This is a genomic window from Candidatus Poribacteria bacterium, from assembly GCA_021295755.1.
Taxonomy (GTDB): domain Bacteria; phylum Poribacteria; class WGA-4E; order WGA-4E; family PCPOR2b; genus PCPOR2b.
Genome location: JAGWBT010000005.1, coordinates 1 through 21537, shown reverse-complemented (window position 1 = coordinate 21537; position 21537 = coordinate 1). Strand labels below are relative to the sequence as shown.

Sequence of the window (21537 nt, the reverse complement as noted above, 5' to 3'; positions counted from 1 at the left end):
TCGGCTTCGCCGTCTTAATACCACCGTGTCTTATCAACCACATTGATCAACGGTTCACCGGCAACGAAACGCTTGAGATTTTCACAGAAGAGTTCAAAGACCCGATTGGGTGCTTTCGGGGATTGACCGGCGTGATGCGGTGTGACGATAACATTTTCCATTTCCCAAAGTGGACTGTCCTGTGGGAGTGGTTCTGGTTCCAAAGCGTCAAGCCCGGCCCCGGCGAGTTCTTTCGCGCGCAGAGCTTCAACCAATTCGGCTTGATTGACAATTTTTCCTCTCGCAATATTGATCAGGAATGCCGTTGGCTTCATCGCGCGAAATTCAGCCGCACCCATGATGCCCTCTGTCTCGGTCGTTAGCGGACAGCAGATGGCAACCCAATCCGATTGACTTAGCATGTCGTGCAGCCTATCGGTCTTCCAGAGTGACTCGACGTAATCAGGCTTCTGTGTCTGCGTTGGATCAACGGCTAGGATACGCATATCAAAAGCGGTTGCACGCTTGGCGACCTGTAGCCCGATACTGCCAAGACCGAGAATCCCGATGGTTTCTCCTGCGATTTCAAGCACCGGCATATTCGCACGACTTTCCCACACCTTCTCCATCTGCCGCTTAATCGTAATATTCAGTGTGCGTGTGAAGGCGAGGATAAGCGCCATGACATGCTCTGCAATGTTGACCGCGGTTGTGCCACGTGCGTTTGTAAGGACGATATCACTATTGATTAACTCAGGAAATCTAAGACCTTCAACGCCAACGCCTCCAGTTTGAATCCAACGGAGTTTTTTGGCACGACGGATCAATTCGGGTGTTACGCCGGCAAAAATGGCATCTGCATCCTCAATCTCACGTTGCATTTCCGCGTCCGTTGCCGGCGTCACGAAAGTGACATCAGGGGCGATTGCCTGAGCAGCTGCGAGTTGTTCTTCACTAAAATGATGGGTAATAATTTTCACGGTTTACTCCTCTCTTTTGGGTGTGTTAAATTTCCGCCCGTTTCAGACGACCGGATTTTAGGTTGTTATGCTTGATGATGCGCACCACACAGTTTTATCGCTTTGGGGATGTTATTCAATACATCGCCCGCCATTAATCCGTGCATTCCGATTGATTCGGTGACGATGTCCCCTGCAAGTCCGTGAAGGTAGACACCTAACACGGCCGCATCAAAGGGGGAAACTTTTTGTGCTATCAACCCCGCAATAAGGCCTGTTAGTATATCTCCCATGCCACCGGTCGCCATACCGGCATTTCCGGTTGAATTAATCCATATGTCTCCATTTCCACGTGCGACGACCGTCGGTGCCCCCTTGAGGACGAGCGTAACGTTGTGTGCCTGTGCGAATCGTTGGGCGATTCCAATCCGATCTCGTTCCAACGCTTCGACGGTTCTACCGATGAGTCTTGCCATTTCGCCCGGATGGGGCGTGAGCACTGTTTGAGGTGATAGTGATGAAAGGATCTCTGTCGATTTTGAAAGCGCGTTTATCCCATCGGCGTCGATCACGGTTGGGACATCGCTTTCGCGGATTAAGCTGTGAACGAGTGCAACGGTTTCGGAGTGTTGTGAAAGTCCAGGCCCAATCGCGAGAACCGATTTGGTCCGCTCAACTGCTTCAATAATGTGTGATTTTGCGTCCAACGCCAAAGATCCCTCCGCTGTTTCGGGCAGCGGAAGCGTCATCACTTCGGTGAGTTTCATCTCCAAAATCGCGTTAAGACTTTTTGGGGCCCCAAGCGTTACCAGGCCTGCTCCAACGCGCAATGCGCCTGCGCTCGTCAAGGCTGCAGCACCGGTCATACCCGTGGACGCAGCGGCGACAAAAACACGCCCGTAGGTGCCTTTATGGGAGTGTGTCGGACGCAGCGGTAAGAGTCGCGCCGCATCGGACGGTTGCGTCCAATTAATCTCAATGCTTTGGGCGTCAATAACGCTCGCAGGAAAACCGATGTCGGTAACCTCAAGTTTGCCTGTGAAGGTTGCACCCGGATGGATAAGATTTCCCCGCTTGGGAAGTCCCATGGTGACGGTGTAGGATGCTTGGATACATGCGCCTTCCGCCATTCCGGTATCTGCTGACAACCCAGAGGGGAGATCGATAGCTATCACCGGAAGTTCCGTTTTGTTGATATAGGTAATGACATCTCCAATAAAACCGTGTACGCCGCCCCGCAACCCAGTGCCGAAAATAGAATCCACAATCAGATCGGCGGACGCAATTTGGCTTTTCGCCGCTTCTAGTGTGTCTTCAGCAAGAACCGAGGTGATTGGCAAATTCAAATTTTGTGCAATTTGCAAGTTGGTTAACGCATCACCGGCGAAACTCTCTGGAGGCGAAACGAGAAAAATCTGAATCGGTTGACCGGCGTGTGCAAGTTGTCTAGCAACGACCAATCCATCGCCACCATTATTTCCCTTGCCAACGATAACCACGATACGCCGGCATTTAGGAAAATGTTTCCAGATCGCTCGGACAACAGCGGTCCCCGCATGTTCCATCAGCACAGCACCGGGAATACCAATTTCCTCAATGGTCTGCTGATCGATTTGACGCATCTCTTGTGCGGTGACAACTTTCATCAGAATTCTTCGGGATGGAGCCCCCACACTCCAGTGTGTGAGGAAATCCCGCCTTCTCTTTTGCTTGAAACATATTGTGAGTCTGTTAAAATTGTCCTGTCCTTCGTGGAAGGGTTTCAGCCCTAACACCCGTTAGGATCTCCCACACACATCCACTGAAACGGATATGAAGGGCAAGGACAATACTATGAAAAAGACTTATGAATATCACGCCTATCCTACAACGAAACAACGAAAGTTCTTTACCGTCTGGTTAGCATTATTGCGCTCTCTTTACAACCAAGCCCTTGCGTGGCGTATCGAAGCATACGAAACCGCCGGGCTAACAGTGAAATGGACGACACAAGCCACCGCTTTACCAGATTTTAAGCGAGAATCTAAGGCATTTGCCGGGCTTCACGCTGTAGCCTTGCGTGGAGGTGCGGTGGTAACTAACACCCCCGAAACCCCTGCTCAGACGGGGACAGAAGCGCGTAATCCAATAAGTCCCGGGGAACGGGTAACAAGCCCTATCCCTTCAGGGTGGGGTAACTGACCGTCTCTTCTCATTTCCATGCGAGAGCGAGGACATCCATCGACATGGCGACAAGCCAGTGGATTGCTGCGCCGTAGATAAATGACCGTGTCTCCAGAGCGAGGACGCCAAGCACAAATCCCGCAACAACTGAACCCATCGCTTCTGCAAAGGGCTTGGTGCCGTGCTTGACAACGAACGGGATAGTTTGAATGAGAATGCTATAATTGCCAAACCGTTTCTCCAACCCGAAAAGCATAAAGCCACGGAAAAAGAACTCCCAACAGAACATGTAAACGCCGTAAGAAATTTCGTACGCAATAAACACTTTCCAGTTGGTTCCAGCAATAGGGGAAAGCGGATATTTCTGTTGGAAGGCAGGGAAAATTTGTAGGACTAGGACAATCAGTGGCAGCATGAGTAGCCAGCCACCGAGGACAAATCCCCAACCCAACTTTCCGTGAGTCAAGTGAAAGCCATAGTCACGGACTTTGTCCTTTATGCCGAATTTGACCACAAGGATTGGCAACAACAGCAGCGTGACCGCACTCATCCAGAACCAATAGAAGTACGGAAAAATTCTCTTGAGCGGATGCTGAACGAAAAACTTTCCAAAGTACTGAGTAAAGACCCTTCTGCGTCCGATAAAGCGGTATAATGTCAATAGTACAGACGCGCCAAGCAAGACAATTGTCGTCTGCCGGTCCCAGCCACGTAAGTATTTTTCCCTTTGTTCTTTTGTCCAAGGGTTCACAGGTTGTCCTCGTTTCCTCAGATCTTGCCTCCCCGCGGTTAGTATAGCATATCTCTCAAGGGCTTTCAACAGCGTATTTATCACTTTCCACTTAATGGAGGACATGAAAAGGCCCTCCACATTGCAATTGATTATTCTTGCCATAGTATGATATACTGAATTTCGTCCTATTCTTATCTTTTTCTTCGATGATAGAGGGACACAGAGGAGTCAACTTGATGACCAAAAAATTATGTTTTGCTGTTGCGTTTATAATGCTGCTCTGTTTAACGCTTTCGGTATATCTGGCGTACTCACACGATGCGTTCTATCCACATCACCGCGAGGATCTTCGCAAGGAAGAAGCACGACTGACTGTGGTGTTCATTACCGCTGGGTTTGTCATTCTGTTGGGTGCCATCTTCTATATGGTGTTACGCAATGAAAAACGGGAGAGCCAACGGACGCATGAATCCGAACAGGATCGTTTAGCGAGCGCAGCAAACGAAGCCGCGCACGTTGGACGCACGACCCTCCTTGAGGGTGGCAGCGCTGAAGCAACCATCCTCGCCGCTCTAGCGGCTTATGCCAAACGCCTAGAGTTTGTATGGAATCCAGACTCTGTACTAGTGGTTGGGAACGCCATCCGATGCCAAGTTGGGGGCGATGTAGTCGTTGTTAGAATTTTTAATCAGGCGGATACAGATAAAATCGAAGTCAAAGCCTCTCGCGATGAGGTGACCGCGGGATCTGTGCTGGAAGTGGTGCAGGATGATTGATTGCAAAAAGTGACGGGGGCAGTCATGAATATCGGTAGCCTACTGACAAAATCTGCTCGAAGTTTTCCTGAAAACCTCGCAATTGCATATGGCTCCAAGGCATCTACATATGCCGAATTTAACGCGCGAGCCAACCGTCTGGCAAACGGATTGAATCGCCTCGGTGTCCAGCAGGGGGATAACGTGGCGGTGTTGATGTATAACTGTCCTGAAATGTTGGAGTCGATGTTTGCTTGCTTCAAGGCGGGTTGCGGTACTATACCTATTAATTTCCGGCTACACCCCAGAGAGTTTGCCTTTATCATCAACCATTCCGAAGCCAAAGTAGCGATCATCTCGCCTGAATTCAACGAGGCAATCAGCGACATCCGTGGCGCCATTCCACAAGTCAGTTGTATTATCAGCGTGTCCGAAGCACAGGAACCGTTTTTGAATTACGAGAGCGTGCTATCCGCCGAATCAGATCGTTTTGAGGATGCGGAGGTTGCGCCCGATGATGTGGCGTGGCTCTTTTATACCTCCGGTACGACGGGTCAACCCAAAGGCGCGATGCTGACGCACCGTAATCTACTCGGCATGACGATGAATTTCTATGCTGACATGTGCCCGGGATTTGGTCCCAACGACGTTGCACTCCACGCTGCTCCCTTATCGCACGGAAGTGGATGCTACGCCCTGCCTAACGTCGGCAAGGCGGCGGCTAACATCATTCTGGAGGCAAAGTCCTTTGATCCGGAGCAGACGCTGAAAACGATCGAGGCGTACCGTGTGACAAATATGTTCGCTGCGCCGACCATGATCAAACTATTGACAGATAGCCCGGCGGTAGACAAATACGATCACAGTTCCTTGAAGGCGTTAAACTACGGCGGCGCGCCCATGTTGGTCGAGGATCTGATGCAGGCGATGGAAAAACTAGGCCCCTGCCTCGTCCAACTTTATGGGCAGGCGGAATCTCCTATGACCATCACCTATCTTTCTCACAATGACCACGTCCTTGATGGGGATCCGGATCAGATGAAGCGACTCGCATCAGCGGGTATCCCGCGTACCGATGTAGAAGTGAAGATTGTCGATCCCGACGATAATGAACTCTCACCCGGTGAGATGGGGGAAATCGTTACGCGCTCGGATCTGGTGATGAAAGGGTACTGGCGAGATCCTGAAGCCACCGCTGAGACGCTGCGGAATGGATGGCTGCATACCGGAGACGTAGGATATATCGATGAATCTGGCTACCTCTTTCTGATGGATCGGTCAAAGGACCTCATTATCAGCGGCGGCGAAAACGTCTATCCGCGGGAAATTGAGGAGGTCATCGTCCAGCATCCAGCGGTCCGAGAAGTCGCCGTTATCGGTGTTCCGGATCCAACGTGGGGTGAGTCGATAAAAGCGGTCGTCTCCCTTGCGGCTGAGAAAGAGGTCACAGAGATGGAGCTAATCAACTTCTGCACAGATCATATCGCCCGCTACAAACGACCCAAATCAATTGATTTTGTGGAGGACCTGCCTAAGAATAACTACGGAAAAATCCTCAAGCGGGAGTTGAGAGAAAAATATTGGAGAGGAAAAGCGAGTCAAGTAATATAATAACGTACAAAGGAGATTGAGATGAATACAAAACGAAAATTGGCACGCGGCGTTGCAATGGTCGGCGCGGGAATGTCGGCGTTCAATATGTTCAAGGATCGGGACTCGAAAGATCTATTTGCCGAAGCCTTTGTGGAAATGAGCGGCTCTGTGGATAAAGGACTCGATCCGGCTGACATTGATGCGTTGTACATCGGCAATTTCACAAACGACTTTTTTGCCCATCAGTCCCATTGGGGCGCAATCCTCTCGGATTCCCTTGGGCTTGTTCCTAAACCGGCGACACGGATTGAGGGTGCCTGTGCTTCAAGTGCACTCGCTTTTCGGGAGGGTGTTTTCGCCATCGCCTCCGGTTTCTATGATGTGGTCTTGGTCGGTGGCGTTGAGGATATGTCGAAAGGGAGCACCGAGACAGTCGCCGAGGGGTTAGCGCTGGCGGCAATCCCGTACGAGCGGAAGGCGGGCTTTACGTTTCCGGGGGTTTTCGGAGCGATCGCGACCGCATATTTTGAGAGATATGGTGCCTCCCGCGAAAACCTGATGGACATTACTATCAAGAGTCACGATAACGCGCCGTTGAATCCAAAAGCACAGTATAAAGCCACAATCCGTGATCTCATGGCGTCAAAAGTCAAACGGGCGAAAGAGAAAGGGGGTGCGGTGCCAGACTGGAGCGATGAGAAGGACTTCCTGCGCGACCCGATCGCCAATCCCGCGATTGCTTGGCCCATGCACCTTTTCGATTGCTGCCCGATCAGCGACGGCGCTGCGTGCATCCTGTTGGTCGGTGAAGAACTTGCCAAGCACTTTACTGATGACCCGTTATATGTCGCTGGGGTTGGTCAGGCAAGTGGACGGGGGCTTAATGCCGCCGATGATCTAACATATTTTGAAGCGACACGACACGCCGCCAACGAGGCTTACGAAATGTCCGGGTTGGTGCCGGCGGATATTCAGTTTGCAGAGGTGCACGACTGCTTTTCGATTGCAGAACTCTTGCATATTGAAGACCTCGGATTTTTTAAGCCGGGTGAAGGGTACAAAGCGGTGGCAGACGGTTTAACAAAGTTAGATGGCGAGAAGCCGATTAATACATCCGGAGGACTCAAATGTAAGGGGCATCCGGTCGGGGCAACAGGTGCGGCGCAGTTAATAGAGGTATGGGAGCAGTTGAGGTACAAAGCAGAAGACAGAGGCGTGCCGATCGAAGACCTGCGTATCGGTGCCGCTCACAATTTGGGCGGAACCGGCGGCACCTGTACATTTACCATTCTGGAGAGGAGATAACCGTGGCGGACAGACCGATAAGCGATTACCAGTTTGAGCGGTTTTTGGACGAAGAAAAACTGATGGGGGCTCGGTGCGCCGGGTGTGGTGCGCTTTTCGTTCCTCCACGCGCCATCTGTACGAAATGCCACGGCTCAGAGATGGAATGGGCGGAAACAGAGGGAGAGGGGCGACTGGTCGCGTTTACCTGTATCTCGATTGGTCCCCCTGCGATGATCGCGGAGGGGTATGATAGGAACAACCCATACTGCTCAGGGGCGGTCGAGTTAGTGGAGGGGCCGCGGGTGGTCGCACAGATTGCAGGCGTTGACACACTTAACCCTGAAACGATAAAGATAGGGATGCCGGTGAAAGCCACCTTTTGGCATCGAGGGGCAGATGAGAACCGCAAAACCGTCTTGGGATTCACACCGATTGATGAAAGTTGCTGATAGACAGGGAATCTTGCCCCCGCTATGCTGCCTGTTTTGTGGGTAGGCGGGGCATCTTGCCCCGCCCACGCGGGAGGTAGGTCGTTGTGAATCCATTTCACCGATTTTTCTTCACGTTTCACATTTTATTCTACCTACTCCTTTCCCCGTTCGCAATTGGCGATTCAGAGCAGCTCGCTCCCACACCCTCTGACAACGCTGAAAATCCCTACCTGATTCGTCAGATCACCTTTGACGGGATTGATCGCCTTGATTGGAAGCAGCTATCCAAGCTAATCGGTATTGATGCAGGACAACCCTACCTTCAAGCGGAAATGCTTGAAGGTTTCAATCGGATGCTGGAAAAATACCGTGAAGACGGGTTTGTATTCGCCTCAATTGAACCCAAAGTTACGACCATCCCTCCCGATCAGGTGCAGATCCACCTCCACATCCACGAAGGAACACGGGCTCGCATAGGCGAGATCACAGTTGAAGGGAACCACCTACTTTCGACTAATGACCTCCGTCGTACGCTCGGTTTGCGGAAAGGAGCACCTTTCAGTCAAGATGCCTTTGAGGGGGGGATCGACAAGATTCTAACCTTGTACAGCGAGCGCGGCTATCCCAAGACGGAAATCGAGCCAAACGACTTCAATCTGTCAGAGGAACAAGGGACGATTGACCTGCGTTTGCAAATTCGTGAAGGCGATCAGGTTCGGATCGGAGCGGTGAAACTGACCGGTCTACAGAAAACAAAGCCTGAAGTAGTCCTCCGCGAGTTACCTGTGCAAGCAGGCGACGTTTTTGATCAGCGCAAAGTCGATCAGAGTTTCCACCGTTTGGTGAACCTCGGCTATTTTTACGAGGTCAGTCCCTCCCTGCTTGAGGAGGGTAAGACGCCAGCGGAGATCATCTTTAATGCGAAGGTGACAGAGGCACGAACTGGCAGGTTCAGCGGTGTCATCGGCTATGCCCCGCCAACAACAGAGTTTGAAGGTGCACCACAACTGACAGGCGTGATTGAAGCGACGGAAACCAATCTTTTGGGCACAGGGCGGGGTGTAAATTTTCTGTGGAAATCTGGGTTACTTCGGACGTTAAGGATAGGTTATGTTGAACCGTGGGCGTTTGGAAAGCCGATCAAAATCGGCGTTGAATACTCACAGGTAAAGCAGCGAAACCAGTTTACCGATGCTGAGTCAAATGAAAATGCCGCAGCTGTGACCGTTAGTGCCCGTTTCCGAAGATTATTTGAAAGTTCGCTAGGATTTTCCTATAAACAGATCGGTTTGCCCACGAACGACCTCTTTCTCCCTGCCACCTTCCCTCCCGTCGATTTGCCGATCACAGATATGGCAGATCCAACATCACAAAGTGGTGTGAAATACGGTGTGACTTTGGGACTGACTCGCGATAGCAGGGATTACTTTCTGAATCCAACCCGCGGACGGCTCGACGGTATAGCGTTTGAGTTTTCAACAGGGGATTTCAAGCTGCGAAAACTGTGGATAGATCTGCGGGGATACTTCCCGACATGGCATCGGCAGGTGATTGCCTTGGGTTTACACGGTGCGGCGGCGTGGGGAGATAACATCCCGCCAACGGAGCTCTTTTATCTCGGTGGTGCCAACACACTTCGCGGTTACGACGAAGACTGGTTTTTCGGACCCCGCCGCGTCTATGCGAACATCGAATACCGTCTGTTGGTTGGACGCACATCACAGTTCTTTGTATTTACCGATCTGGGGACAGTCACCCAAGTAGATCAACCTACCGTCTTCGACCCGCTCCGCGTAGGGTACGGATTCGGTATGCGGCTTGAGTCAAAGGGCGGGCTGCTACGAATGGATTACGGACTTGCCGAAGGACGCTCCGCTTTGGAGGGGAAAATCCATGTCAATCTTGGAACGTCCTTCTAAATAGGAGGGAATCACCATGTTTAAGATAGTCCATGGCAAAGGGGTATTCTATTTTGTTTTTTCTATCTTCTTACTGTTGATAGCGGAAACCCTAGTCTCCGCTGCTGGGGCGGACGGTAAAATTATCTTCAGCCATAAGGGAGCGTTATGGACGATGAACGCCGACGGCACCAATCAGCACGCTCTAGGTATTGAAGGGGTTCAGCCGAGTTGGTCTCCGGACGAGAGACAGGTTGTGTTTACGGTTTTCCACCGCGGCGATAAAGCACAGGGCAAAAACCCATTCACGGAAACATTCATAATCAATGCCGATGGCAGCGGGCAGCGTTTACTGATAAGTACCCAACATTTACAGGAGACAGAGGATGGCCTTCCAGTTTGGTCTCCGGATGGGAGCCGCACCGCTTTCTTTTCCAACCGTCCCGGACGTGATGACATTTTCGTGATAGATGTTTCGGGAGAGAATCTGACCAATTTGACCCAATCACCGGAAATTCATGAACGCGTCCCCTCGTGGTCTCCGGATGGGACGCATATCCTGTATTCTTCATGGGATGGCCACTTTCACACACTGCGTTTAGCCGATGGATATAAAAGGCAGGTGACTCAGGACGAAGGGGATCGCCGCAACTCCGCTTGGTCGCCGGATGGAAAACATATTGTGTTTCAATCCGAGAGAGAGGAGGGAAAGTTGGATCTCTATCGTATCACAGTAGATTCACGGGAAGTGTTCCGGCTAACCCGCCTCCATGAAGCCAATGGATTTTCTCCCGATTGGTGTTGTATTGGGGTAAAGCCAGCAAGTGTCAGTCCGCGCCATCACAAACTCACTAAATGGGGCAAGTTGAAGGCGAATCAAAGTTTTCAATGAAATTGGTTATTGAATTTTATACTTAATTCTTAAAATATAGAACCTAATAGCAGCTCGTAGGGGTTGGGTTTTCCAACTCGTTGGGTGAGGAAACTTCGTCCCTACGATTAGGCACTTATCGGAGATTACGGACACACCCCACATACACACCCTAGCAAATCCCGGAAGGACGTAAGTCCTGAAATGAATAAACAAACTAGCAAGCAATTCAATCTTGATCAGATCCGACGTATCCTAATCCTCCGCATGGGGCCCCTCGGCGAGACACTCCTAACCACCCCTGTGATACGAGCGTTGCGGCGACGTTTTCCGGAGGCATACATCGCTTACATGGTCGCCCCGGGGCGCGAAGACCTCGTTTCCGAAAACCCGAATCTGGACGAAGTGATTACTTACAACGTGTCGATTCCCAAGCTAATTTACGGGATAGCCAAGAGATCATTTCAGATGGTAGTCATCCTTCAGCCGACGTTCCGCCTTGTAATGCACACATTCCTTGCACGTATCCCATTTCGGATCGGCTTTGAAACCAACTCTGGTAAAGGACGTTTGCTCCATGTTGCTGTTCCCAATAACATTAACCAGCACGAGACCGCTAGATACCTTGACGTTGTACGCGGGGCTGGGATTGAGCCGGATAGCGAGGAGCCGGAGATGTTTGTGAACCCAGCGGCACAGAGGTGGGCGGACAATCTTCTCGCTAGTGCCGGTGTTTCCTTGGATCGACCCCTAATCGGGTTAAACCCTGGGTCGGGGTCTGAGTCCCGTCGTTGGTCGAAAGCGGGGTTTGCACACGTGGGGGACGAACTGCATCAGAAATACGATGCCCAGATTTTTATCACCGCCGGCGATGCGGAAGGCTCCCTGCCTCACGACGTTGCAGATCTGATGTCCTGTTCACCAGTTATCCTGACAGGAATTACCCCGATGCAGCTCGGAGCGATACTCCAAAAATGTCGCCTCTATATCAGCAACGATACAGGTCCAATGCACATGAGCACAGCGGTTAAAACCCCAACGATTGCGCTATTTGGCGCGTCGAATCCGCGGCAGTGGGGACCACACTGGAAGCCACACACGATAATTGCTCGCGAAAGTATGGAGGAGATTACCGTCGAAGATGTGTTGGAGGCGGCAGATCTGTCGTTATCCGGTCTCGATCTAAAGGCGCAATAAAGACAGGAATTCAGAAACAATGAAGTTCAAGGGTTCAACACACTATGTCCTAAGTTTTACGTTTTACGTTTCACGCTTTACGTTCCTTGGGTTATTCCTTGCTGTGTCCCCTGTCTTCGCCTCAGTGTTTCCGTTTGAAGCGGCCCGTCCACTCTACGTTGGAGCACGGGCTTTGGGGATGGGCAACGCGTTTACTGCTGTCGCTGATGACGCTACGGCAGGGTTTTGGAATCCCGCTGGATTGATTCAGTGGCAGGGCGTTAAGCTTTTTGGTGTTAATAAGTTCCACGATCGATCCGATTACGGATTTGATCCGAAAGGGATCGGATACGCTTATCGTGGATACGGTCTATTCTGGGGCAACAAGATTGCACTCGGCGTTGAATCGGGGACACCGGACTTCAACTACTATTCGATCGCACACCAGATCCATCCGTATGTCGCAGTTGGTGCGAGTCTGAAGTTCAAACGTAAGCACCCAAGCGATTATTACCAATTTTTCGGTCATTCCCCGTCCTACGATCTCGCTCTACTTGTCAAACCACGTTCCGATCTCAGATTTGGACTGTTGGCGGGGCACCTGCCGGGCGAGCGTGGGATTCGCTGGCTGACACTTGGCACCGCATATCAGTGGAAAAATCTGCTGTTTGCGGTCGATCTTATGGTGCCACGAGGGCCCCTCAACGAAACAGGGCTTTACTATGGTATTGAGTGGACAGCACAACGCTTTGTTCGTGTGCGGGGAGGCCGGTCGGATCAGTGGTGGACGTTGGGATTGGGATTCGATTGGCGGTGGATACGGGTTGATTATGCACGCATCTATGAGCCTGATTTCGCTTCGGATTTTATCTCGGCAGAATTAAGGTTTTGAAGGGCGATTTCCTAAAAGACTACCGATATTGTAGGTCAATTTTCCAAAATCGACATTCTTGTGTCGAGACATGAATCTCGATCTACTAGGATTGTTTTCCTGTTTGATGAGTATCCTATAGACATCGTTTGCGGATTTCCAAAGTTGTTCCAAGGAGTTCACCATGAAAAGGTTAAAAATAGCCGTAGTCGGCACGGGAGGCAGAGCAAGAGCCCACCTGAGCACCATCCCCAAGCTAGAACCGATTTATCAACTGGTTGGCGTCTGCGACATTGACAGTGAGCGTGCCACGGAGACAGCTCAACGGCTGTCGGTCTCTGGCTATACAGATATTGAGACGTTGATTGAGATGGAATCACCGGATGTGATCCTGATCACAGTGGGCCCCGACGGACACCACGTCATCACAGAGATTGCGGCGTCCCACGGCGTTCATGTCATCACAGAGACACCGATTTCAACAACTCTCCCCTGTGCAGATCGTATGATTGATGCCGCCAGACAATATGGTGTCAAGCTAGAGGTCGCGGAAAACGTGTGGCGTTGGCCCCATGAGCGACTCAAACGCAAAATTGTCGATGCAGGTCTGATTGGCGAGATTACCCACGCGCATCTTTGGTATACCTCCGGATCGTATCACGGTATGAATGCTATTCGGACACTTGTGCAAAATCAAGCTGTACGCGTCGTTGGACACGCCAAAGAGATTGGCGGTAGTTCATGGGAGGTCGGGGTCGTCGAGTTTGAGAACGATGCCTCGCTCGTCTACGAGATGCCGACACGGCGACGGGGCAACTATTGGGAAATCGATGGAACGGAAGGGGCAATCGTCGGTAACGAACTGCTGCTCTACCGAGATACGGGTGCAGAAACCTATCCGATACAGACCGTCACAACGGAGGTGGATGGTGTGGAGATCGTTGACCATGCTCGTGTTGACACCGATCCGCCGGTGATCTGGGAGAATCCGCTAAAAGCGTTTGGACTGGCGGATGTGGACGATGTCGCACGGGGTACGGAGCTGCATAGTATCTACCGGGCAATTGTTGAAGGGGTTGAGCCGGAATACGGTGCGGTCAACGGACGCACGGATCAAGAGATTCTTATCGCGATCCGTGAGTCTGCGCGGACCGGTGGGCAGCCGATTGACTTGCCGCTGACTGAAATCACCGGATACGAAGAAAGCCTGCACCGGGAGTACCGTACAAAATACGGCGTTGACCCGTTCGCCCCTATTGAGAAACAGAAAAACATCCTGTTCCCGCAGCGCGGCGTTGTGTGGGCAGCAAGATGAAAGCGGAAGGAGATTCACATGAGCTGGCAAGTTGTAGATCGCATGACGATATATCACGAATCGGGTATGTATGCCCTAAGCCCCACTGTGACACGCACCTCCTCTGGTAGCCTGTTGATAACATTCCAAAGAGCAACACATCTGGGGTATTCCCATCATGAACACCCTCTGTTCAATGTGCAGGCATGCAGGTCCGAGGACGAAGGGCAAACTTGGAGTGGACCACACCTTGTAACCGTCGATCCCCGCGGCGGAGTCATGGACCGCGGCGTCCACACCCTTCCGGACGGAAGTATCTTTCTACACTCATCTTGTACCGAGTTGGTTCCTGCTGAGGATGCGGTAGAGCATGGCGGGAGTTGGGTCGTGCAGCATGGCAAACCGTTCTGGGTGCGATCACGCGACGATGGACATACTTGGAGCGCTCCTGTACGCTTTCCGCCGCTGCCTGACGCAGTCTGGGGGCACCCCGCGCAGCACTCAGGGGTCAGTCGCAGCGGTTTGTTGATAATGCCGGATGGACGATTACTGATGCCGAGCAAGGCAACCGATCTCACCACCGGCGAATTTCGATATTTCGGTATGATGCGCGTGTCGAAGGACATGGGTGAGACGTGGGAATACGGCGGACGGATTGCAGAAGACCCGGTTGCGCATTTCAGCGAGCCGACGATCCACAGGACGCCGAGCGGCCGGATTTTGGTACTCTTTCGTTGTCATCCGGGACGATTGGGACCCGACATCGTTCGAGATCAGGGGTTTGAAGGTCCCTTCATAGACGATCCAGCGTTCGTCGGTCGTCTCCTCGTGTTGGTCTATTCTGACGACGACGGAGAGACATGGTCGCCGTGGCGTCCAACCATGATTCACGGCAGTCCGGGACACATGCTTGGATTAAGGGATGGCCGCATTTTCCTCACCGTAGGTACTCGATGGGAGGGACAGCGCGGCTGCGTCGGCAGGGTATTAGACCCGGAAGGAAGTGATTTAGATACGGCACCTGAGTTTGTGATAGAAGACAAGGGGTTGAGCGCAGACTGTGGTTATCCTTGGTCGGTAGAACTCAACGATGGTCGGGTATTGGTCGCCTACTGGCACCATTATCCGGACAATCACCGAGGCATTGAAGGGGCAATCCTCGAAGAGGTTTAGTCAATTAGGGCTGCTTAAATCACCAGTCAACTCGCAGTTTCGTCCAGCGGACGCCGAACGGTCCCTCTTCCTGACACCAATGCGTTGCCAGATACGTCCCATCCTGCAGCCGAATCGCTGTCGGAAAACCGAACATGAAGCTATACAGTTCCTCCACACCGGAATCTATATCCTCCGGTCGCTGACGCGATGTTCCTGCGTCGTACAATATATCCTCGTAGTGGAGGGTCCACATCTCGTCTGTGAACGTTACCAGACACATCACGATAGCCTGCTCTCCATAACGCCGATTGTACAATACCAACAGCCGGTCATCGCCGAGTGGGATTGGGGTCATCGTCTGTCCTTGGATGCCTGTCGAATGTGGAGAGCTCCACGTGACTCCGCCATCATGCGAAAGCACGAAACTATCCGGCAGATCAACGACATCGCCCAGCGTCACAGTCCAGCAGACACCTATGACATAGTCCGGAGAGATCTCGGCGAACTTCTGTTCAAAGTAGCCATGCTGCCCGTCGGGGTCTTGGAATGCTACAGTATGCTGCCAAGTCTGTCCGTTGTCATCGGAGATAGCCAACAGAACCTGCTCACCCAGCCGCTCTGAGGACGGAAGGGTCGCTGCCGGTGCCAGGATACGTCCAGAAGCGAGCGGTAGTACCCCGTGGGAAATCTCTAATGGACAATCGGCTGGCATAGGGACCACTTGTGGCGCAGACCAAGTCTGTCCGCCATCAGTGGATCGGCAGAGCACTGGCTCGTTGCGTCCCTCACCGAACTTTTCTTCAGGTTGGCGATAGCTTCGTGAGCCGTACGCAAAAATAGTTTCGCCATTGACCGAGCGCGACAGCTTGAGCGCGCTGGTTGTGTCAGGATTTTTCGTTAGTGGCAAAATGGTGCCTTCTACCGTCCAAGTTGCACCGCCATCGGTGGAGCGCGCCCAATCTGTGCCGCCATGAACATTCGGACCGCCTCCGACATTGAACGAACAAAGGATGTCGCCGTTAGGCAATTGCACGGCTTGGGGAAACGCCGAATCGCGTCTATCTATCCAGCCTGTATCAAGAATTTCAATCGAGGGCATGGTATACTCCTTTACTGCAACATGAATCCTTTATCAAAACATAAATTCATAAGTAATTCGTGTGATGTAGAAGAATAGAAGAAAAACAGGATTGGCTCATGTTAAGAAGTCGTGCAGCAGAAACCGATTGAGTTCATTAGCGCACTAGTTTATCAATGAACCAATGGTTTTCACGTTTCACGTTTTACGTCTCACGCTATTTGCATTTTGCACTTTCTTTTGACATAAGCCACAGGATTATACCTCCCACACCTGCTGAAACAGACGGAGCCAATTGCTACCCAAAATTCTGGTTATGTCCGTCTCGCTGTATCCGCGGTTGAGCAATTCCGCTGCAAGGTTTGACAATTTGTCGGGCGTTTCCATTCCTTCAGGGTGAATCAGCGGATCTGGATAGACGATGGGGCGTTCTTGATATTTTGTTCCTTGCTGGGAAAAGATCCAATCAAAGAACATCTTGGGTTGATTTTGCGTATAGTCCGTGCCAATTCCGACATGATCAATTCCTACACGCTGCACGAGGTCATCTATAGCGTCTACATAATCCGTGAGCGTTGCGTCGAATGTGTTTTCAAAGAAAGCAGGGAACGCATTCGCTCCGATGACACCGCCCTTTTCAGCGAGTAGCGAAAGTGCCTCATCGGTTTTGTTCCGAACATGGTTGACAAAGGCGCGGGCATTGGCATGAGTAATCGCCACCGGCTTCTCCGATAATTCAATCGCTTCTACCGTTGTACGATCGCCGACGTGCGACAGGTCAATCAGGATGCCCAGACGGTTCATCTCCTTGATAACGTCTACGCCGAAATTAGTCAGGCCTTCGTCCCTGCGCTCATAGCAGCCATTGCCGAGTAAGTTCCGCTCATTATAGGTAATCTGGATAATGCGAACGCCGAGGGCATGAAAGAGGTCAAGGCGAGAGAGATCATTCTCAATAGGGGAAGCGTTCTGCCACCCCAGTATGATACCCACCTTCCCGTCCTGCTTGGCTTGAAGGATGTCGTCTGCGGTCTTGACAGGAATCAAAATTTCATCGTATTCTCTGAACCGACGCAACCATGCTGCGATATTATCCATCGCCTGTGGGTAGTTTTCCCACACAGCGCTGGTTGCATTGATAGCCGTGATTCCACCGGTATGCAAACTTTGATACACAGCGGGACTTTCCCAGTTGCTGACATTTAGTGCGTCTATCACAATTGCTTCATCATAGATACCTTTCACAGTATCTTCCTCTGACATTTTGTTTCTCCAATCGCCGTTGTGATCTGAGATATCGCGGAAATTCCTTTGATTATCTATTTTGGCATGACCTCATCCGAAAGTCAAGAAATAGTCTAAATTGGGTTGAACCGAAATGGCGCAGCAGCGTCCAAAGCAGTATCCATTGCTGAGAACGTTTACCCGATTTACATTGTCAGCAATGTCGATTTTAATTTGATGCAGGAGGAATCCTACTATGGGTGCCAATGCCATACAACTCTTGGAGGAATGTATCGAGCGGTTGAGACAAGGAACATTAACCGAGCCCCATCTGCGCGATTTGGGGTCAGCGATAACGACCGACAGGCCCAAACTGCAGCATCTGCTGTATCTGCAAACTGCAACCACCGCAGTCACGTCCGAAGTGATTGGGATGCTAATGGTCACAGATGGAGCGGTCTCCGACGGTCCGTTCGATTACGCCGATTGGCCGTACAAAACCGTGCTGGACGCTATCAACGAAGGTTGGCGGGTTATTCGGTTTCCTGTTCAGTTACCCGTAGGTCATACCCAAGACACACATATTACCTGTGAATTTATCCTCGAAAAATGGGAGTAAACCAAATGACACCTGAGATACAGCGCGCAGCTAGCGGCGTGAAGCCAACAATGACGGACCAAATGGTCCTCGACTTTTGTAAAACGGGCATTTTCATGCTTGAAGGAGTAATTCCAGACGCAACCAACCGATGGGTGACCGAATATCTGGACCAAGAAGATGCCACCCCGAATGCGTTAGTTAGAGATCCACGGTACATTAAGGAGGTGCTGTTGCATCCGGAGGTCGCAGGCGCAGCGCGGTCGCTGCTCGGAGAGAATGTCCAGCTGCCGGACTGGATGGCAAACCATCGTCTTGTTGGACCAATGCCAGCAAAACAGTGGCATGTTGATGGCGGTTCTGGATTTGAGCGATTATGCAATCTGTTGCAAGTTTTCTATATTCCTCAGTCAAATACCAAAGAGATGGGACCGACCCTGTTTTTGCCGGGATCCCACATCGTCCCCGTTGCAAGGGAGGAACTGGATCACTTCGGTCACTTGGCGGGTCAAACGGCAACGGTTGCACCGGCGGGTTCGGTGTTTTTTACCGCCTATTCGATTTGGCATCGACAATCCGAAAAGATTGACCAGTCAACCCGTAACCTATTGAAGTGGGAGTTTTGGCGAACGGTCCCACCCAGACGGGACTGGATTGTAGATCCGAACTTCGATTTCGCTGGTGCCGACTACTCGTACACCAACAGTTATTTTTCTGGTGCGACACGGAAATGGCAGTCGGTGTTACGAGTGGCGGAGATGTTCTACTGGCTCTGTGGAAAAAAGGATGAGTTCCACGTCGTTGGTGGATCCGGTTGGCCCTTTAGCGCATCGGATCCAGGAAGATGGACAACGTTGCAATGAGTTCCAAGGCGGTGATCATCGGGCGTTTTGCTCATCTGTTGGTTTGAAGTGCTTCCTCAGCAGCGTTTGTCCCAGAAATACGCCCGAAAACCGTGCCGGCCATCATCCCGGCCCCGGAGGGGTAATTTCCGTGCCACAGTCCGCCCACCATCTCGCCAGCAGCATAGAGACCGGGAATGGGGTAGCCCATGGTGTGGACTACCTGTGCCTCGGACGTAATGCGCAGACCGCCAAAAGTGAATGTCATCCCACATACCACCGGAAAGCCCTCAAAGGGAGGCGTGTCTATGGGAAGCGCCCAGTTACTTCGAGGTGGAGTGATACCGACAGCACTTTTCCCGTCTAGGTGAAAAGGGTTAAATTCGCCCTGCTGGACAGTGGCGTTAAATTTGTGCACAGTGTGGATGAATGCTGGGATGTCTGAGATGTCCAACTGTTGTGCCAGATGTTCTAGGGTGTTTGCCTCGAAGCCGGTGGCTTTTTCGTACCCCCGGATAACCTCCAACTCTCGATGTTTGCGATCAAAAATTTGGAGCGCTATACCTTGCGGTTGGGCGAGAATGGCTCTCCCAATCTTTGCATAAGTAAGTCCGCGCCAAGTTTCGCCCTCGTCTATGAATCGATGCCCGCCAAGATTGACCATAATCCCGAAGGGATAGGAATAACGACTCCAGAAATCGCCTCTGATGTCGGGGCCGGGAACGTCGAAGGGCGGACGATTCAGATCCTGAGGTGAGGCGTGGCAACTCGACCAACTCCCATAAGGTAGTGCCCCACGCTCCATTGCCATAGTGAGTCCGTCGCCGGTGTTGTAGGGAACGCCCCGCAGTTTTACCCTCTCCCAGTCAGGACCGAGGTGCCGGGCGCGCATTTCCGGACTTGACTCAAAGCTGCCACAAGCCAAAACCACCGCCCCACCGTGAAAGTTACGATGACCCTGAGATGTTTTCGTCCGTACCCCTGTCACCCTGCCTTGGGAATCCTGTAGTAAACCGATTGCGCTGGTGTCGTAATGGACAGATATCCCTTGCTGCTCAGCTGTCCTAAACCACTGTTCTTGGAGACCATAGCCGCCACCGTTGAATGATACCACGTTGGCAGAAACCGGGTTGGCATAAGTTGGAACCCAAGTGTGTCCATAGGAACTCATCCACCGGACAACCGAAGCAGCTTCAGCGACCAAAATCTCCGCGAGTTCCGGCTCGCTCCTGCCTTCTGTCACGCTCATAATGTCGTCGTAGTAGTCAGCGGAAGTGTACCGGCCGATCCGGTCAGCCATACGGCTCAGGTCTGCCGAAGATATGCCGGACAGCAGCGGTGTCAAATCGTCCATGCCCTCATAAGGAAACCGCATGTGCACGGTCAACGCACTGTTTCCGCCTCGGTGTTGACGCGGTGCCTTCTCTAGCACGACGACATCTGCGCCCCGCTCCCGTGCCGCTACTGCTGCTGAAAGGGCAGCGTTGCCAGCCCCAACCACGATTACTTGTGTCCAAACTTCAGTATCCATGATTTTTACCTTGGGGATGTTTCTAAATCAGCGATGATTAATTCAAGACTGATCCGCCTTCCAACGCTCATGCAATTCCTCAGCCTGCCACCACGACGGCCCCTTCGGCTGCTCTAACACCATCGGTTGGATAAACGCCGCCGTCTTTTTCAAACCTTCCTCAATTTCGATGAATTCACTTTCCATCTCAAGCGAGAGGATACCTTCGTATCCGAGAAGACGAAGCGTCGTAATTACCTCGCGCCACGTCTGATCATCGTGACCCCAGCCGGGCAGCGTAAATGACCAGCTGCGCTGTTCAGGGTAGATTGAATCTGTTGAGTCGAAAAGACCGTGGAGTCGGGCGTTGGGTTCATGGATGAGCGTGTCCTTGAGATGGACATTTTGGATGAGATCGCCAAGATAGTGCATCGCTGCGAAGGGGTCAATTCCCTGTACCCACATGTGCGAGATGTCAAAGTTGCAGGCGACAACGGGACCGATTTCATCGCGCAGCCGCATCAGTTTCGCCGGTGTATGGATCATATCGAGGATTTGCATCTCAAAGCACAACGTCACGCCGTGATCCGCAGCCATTTTTCCATGCTCTTTCCAGTACGGGATCAACCGTTTCTCCCACTGCCATTCGAGCGCTTCAGGAAAGCCTTCCTTATCGGTGTTGACGATCCAATTCGGAGATTTGTCCCCTTCCGCTCCCTCTGGTACTCCAGCAACGACCACCAAACGGCTGACACCAATCTTTTCCATCAGTGCGCACGCCTGCCGAAATTGGCGCGAATACTCTGCGGCGACCTCTTTGTCCGGCGACAGCGGCGCACCGTGCGCGGCGAAGGAATAGATTTCAAGACCGTGGCTGGCGTAGATGTCAAGCCAGCGGTCACGTTCCCCTTCGTTTACCACCAGCGTGTCCACATCGCAGTATCGCTTAACGTCGGATTCGGTTGCATCCACCTCAACTGCCTTTACCCCGAGATCTTGGCAAAATTTGAGTCCTGCTTCAAACCCGAACTTCATGATGAAAAATGTGTTAATGCCGAGTTTCATGTATCCCACTCCTTCCTTGTGAAATGTATCAGTTTTCCGTCTATTCCTAACTTTA

The 21537-nt window shown here is 51.8% G+C and carries 19 protein-coding genes and 1 pseudogene; 13 read left to right on the top strand and 7 right to left on the bottom strand.

Annotation, left to right across the window (positions count from 1 at the left end; genetic code table 11):
- Positions 1-14: 14 nt before the first annotated feature.
- Positions 15-959, bottom strand: coding sequence for a D-2-hydroxyacid dehydrogenase (locus J4G02_01660; GenBank protein MCE2393300.1), 945 nt, complete (start codon positions 957-959; stop codon positions 15-17).
- 65 nt (positions 960-1024) lie between these two features.
- Complete coding sequence (locus tag J4G02_01655) at positions 1025-2584, bottom strand: NAD(P)H-hydrate dehydratase (protein ID MCE2393299.1); 1560 nt, start codon at positions 2582-2584, stop codon at positions 1025-1027.
- Between the two features lie 187 nt (positions 2585-2771).
- Between J4G02_01655 and J4G02_01650 the strand changes: the two are divergent.
- Positions 2772-2999, top strand: a pseudogene (locus tag J4G02_01650) (helix-turn-helix domain-containing protein).
- 130 nt (positions 3000-3129) lie between these two features.
- On the opposite strand, the gene J4G02_01645 reads toward J4G02_01650, so the two are convergent.
- The gene (locus tag J4G02_01645) at positions 3130-3957 is read right to left on the bottom strand and encodes a CPBP family intramembrane metalloprotease (GenBank protein MCE2393298.1); all 828 of its coding nucleotides are present in this window, start codon (positions 3955-3957) and stop codon (positions 3130-3132) included.
- 113 nt (positions 3958-4070) lie between these two features.
- On the opposite strand from J4G02_01645, the gene J4G02_01640 reads away from it, so the two are divergent.
- The 10 genes from J4G02_01640 (at position 4071) to J4G02_01595 (ending at position 15183) form a co-directional block, all read left to right on the top strand.
- Positions 4071-4610 (top strand): hypothetical protein, encoded by a 540-nt coding sequence (locus J4G02_01640; GenBank protein MCE2393297.1) that lies wholly within the window; start codon positions 4071-4073, stop codon positions 4608-4610.
- Between the two features lie 24 nt (positions 4611-4634).
- Positions 4635-6200: a long-chain-fatty-acid--CoA ligase gene (locus tag J4G02_01635; protein MCE2393296.1), complete on the top strand. Its 1566-nt coding sequence runs from the start codon at positions 4635-4637 to the stop codon at positions 6198-6200.
- A 21-nt stretch (positions 6201-6221) separates the two neighbouring features.
- Complete coding sequence (locus tag J4G02_01630) at positions 6222-7487, top strand: hypothetical protein (protein ID MCE2393295.1); 1266 nt, start codon at positions 6222-6224, stop codon at positions 7485-7487.
- A gap of 2 nt (positions 7488-7489) precedes the next feature.
- A complete protein-coding gene (locus J4G02_01625; GenBank protein MCE2393294.1) occupies positions 7490-7918 on the top strand; it encodes a Zn-ribbon domain-containing OB-fold protein in 429 nt (142 codons plus the stop codon).
- An 86-nt stretch (positions 7919-8004) separates the two neighbouring features.
- On the top strand, positions 8005-9819 hold the full coding sequence (locus J4G02_01620) for a BamA/TamA family outer membrane protein (GenBank protein ID MCE2393293.1): 1815 nt from the start codon (positions 8005-8007) through the stop codon (positions 9817-9819).
- 16 nt (positions 9820-9835) lie between these two features.
- Positions 9836-10690 carry a PD40 domain-containing protein gene (locus J4G02_01615; protein MCE2393292.1) on the top strand — a complete coding sequence of 285 codons (855 nt, stop codon included), beginning with the start codon at positions 9836-9838 and terminating at the stop codon, positions 10688-10690.
- A 183-nt stretch (positions 10691-10873) separates the two neighbouring features.
- Entirely contained in the window at positions 10874-11866 is a 993-nt protein-coding gene (locus tag J4G02_01610; GenBank protein ID MCE2393291.1) for a glycosyltransferase family 9 protein, read from the top strand.
- A 19-nt stretch (positions 11867-11885) separates the two neighbouring features.
- Positions 11886-12737, top strand: a complete 852-nt coding sequence (locus tag J4G02_01605; protein MCE2393290.1) for a hypothetical protein — start codon at positions 11886-11888, stop codon at positions 12735-12737.
- Positions 12738-12900: 163 nt separating this feature from the next.
- Positions 12901-14031, top strand: a complete 1131-nt coding sequence (locus J4G02_01600; protein ID MCE2393289.1) for a Gfo/Idh/MocA family oxidoreductase — start codon at positions 12901-12903, stop codon at positions 14029-14031.
- Between the two features lie 18 nt (positions 14032-14049).
- A complete protein-coding gene (locus J4G02_01595; GenBank protein ID MCE2393288.1) occupies positions 14050-15183 on the top strand; it encodes an exo-alpha-sialidase in 1134 nt (377 codons plus the stop codon).
- 19 nt (positions 15184-15202) lie between these two features.
- Here the strand turns inward: J4G02_01595 and J4G02_01590 are convergent, their stop codons facing one another.
- Positions 15203-16264, bottom strand: a complete 1062-nt coding sequence (locus tag J4G02_01590; protein MCE2393287.1) for an exo-alpha-sialidase — start codon at positions 16262-16264, stop codon at positions 15203-15205.
- Positions 16265-16501: 237 nt separating this feature from the next.
- The gene (locus tag J4G02_01585) at positions 16502-17506 is read right to left on the bottom strand and encodes a dipeptidase (protein ID MCE2393286.1); all 1005 of its coding nucleotides are present in this window, start codon (positions 17504-17506) and stop codon (positions 16502-16504) included.
- A 217-nt stretch (positions 17507-17723) separates the two neighbouring features.
- Between J4G02_01585 and J4G02_01580 the strand changes: the two genes are divergently transcribed.
- Both J4G02_01580 and J4G02_01575 read left to right on the top strand, forming a co-directional pair.
- Positions 17724-18086 (top strand): hypothetical protein, encoded by a 363-nt coding sequence (locus tag J4G02_01580; protein MCE2393285.1) that lies wholly within the window; start codon positions 17724-17726, stop codon positions 18084-18086.
- A 5-nt stretch (positions 18087-18091) separates the two neighbouring features.
- Positions 18092-18928, top strand: a complete 837-nt coding sequence (locus J4G02_01575; GenBank protein MCE2393284.1) for a phytanoyl-CoA dioxygenase family protein — start codon at positions 18092-18094, stop codon at positions 18926-18928.
- Between the two features lie 31 nt (positions 18929-18959).
- Here the strand turns inward: J4G02_01575 and tcuA are convergent, their stop codons facing one another.
- Together tcuA and J4G02_01565 are read right to left on the bottom strand one after the other, a co-directional pair.
- On the bottom strand, positions 18960-20438 hold the full coding sequence (tcuA, locus tag J4G02_01570; GenBank protein ID MCE2393283.1) for an FAD-dependent tricarballylate dehydrogenase TcuA: 1479 nt from the start codon (positions 20436-20438) through the stop codon (positions 18960-18962).
- A 42-nt stretch (positions 20439-20480) separates the two neighbouring features.
- Positions 20481-21537, bottom strand: a 1057-nt coding sequence (locus J4G02_01565; GenBank protein MCE2393282.1) for a sugar phosphate isomerase/epimerase, incomplete at its 5' end; no start/stop codon positions are given.

Bases quoted from the DNA above. Each gene is read 5' to 3' on its own strand.
- J4G02_01655 (MCE2393299.1), bottom strand. From the start codon at position 2,584: ATGAAAGTTGTCACCGCACAAGAGATGCGTCAAATCGATCAGCAGACC.
- J4G02_01645 (MCE2393298.1), bottom strand. From the start codon at position 3,957: ATGTCCTCCATTAAGTGGAAAGTGATAAATACGCTGTTGAAAGCCCTT.
- J4G02_01640 (MCE2393297.1), top strand. From the start codon at position 4,071: ATGACCAAAAAATTATGTTTTGCTGTTGCGTTTATAATGCTGCTCTGT.
- J4G02_01635 (MCE2393296.1), top strand. From the start codon at position 4,635: ATGAATATCGGTAGCCTACTGACAAAATCTGCTCGAAGTTTTCCTGAA.
- J4G02_01630 (MCE2393295.1), top strand. From the start codon at position 6,222: ATGAATACAAAACGAAAATTGGCACGCGGCGTTGCAATGGTCGGCGCG.
- J4G02_01615 (MCE2393292.1), top strand. From the start codon at position 9,836: ATGTTTAAGATAGTCCATGGCAAAGGGGTATTCTATTTTGTTTTTTCT.
- J4G02_01610 (MCE2393291.1), top strand. From the start codon at position 10,874: ATGAATAAACAAACTAGCAAGCAATTCAATCTTGATCAGATCCGACGT.
- J4G02_01605 (MCE2393290.1), top strand. From the start codon at position 11,886: ATGAAGTTCAAGGGTTCAACACACTATGTCCTAAGTTTTACGTTTTAC.
- J4G02_01600 (MCE2393289.1), top strand. From the start codon at position 12,901: ATGAAAAGGTTAAAAATAGCCGTAGTCGGCACGGGAGGCAGAGCAAGA.
- J4G02_01595 (MCE2393288.1), top strand. From the start codon at position 14,050: ATGAGCTGGCAAGTTGTAGATCGCATGACGATATATCACGAATCGGGT.
- J4G02_01590 (MCE2393287.1), bottom strand. From the start codon at position 16,264: ATGCCCTCGATTGAAATTCTTGATACAGGCTGGATAGATAGACGCGAT.
- J4G02_01585 (MCE2393286.1), bottom strand. From the start codon at position 17,506: ATGTCAGAGGAAGATACTGTGAAAGGTATCTATGATGAAGCAATTGTG.
- J4G02_01580 (MCE2393285.1), top strand. From the start codon at position 17,724: ATGGGTGCCAATGCCATACAACTCTTGGAGGAATGTATCGAGCGGTTG.
- J4G02_01575 (MCE2393284.1), top strand. From the start codon at position 18,092: ATGACACCTGAGATACAGCGCGCAGCTAGCGGCGTGAAGCCAACAATG.
- tcuA (MCE2393283.1), bottom strand. From the start codon at position 20,438: ATGGATACTGAAGTTTGGACACAAGTAATCGTGGTTGGGGCTGGCAAC.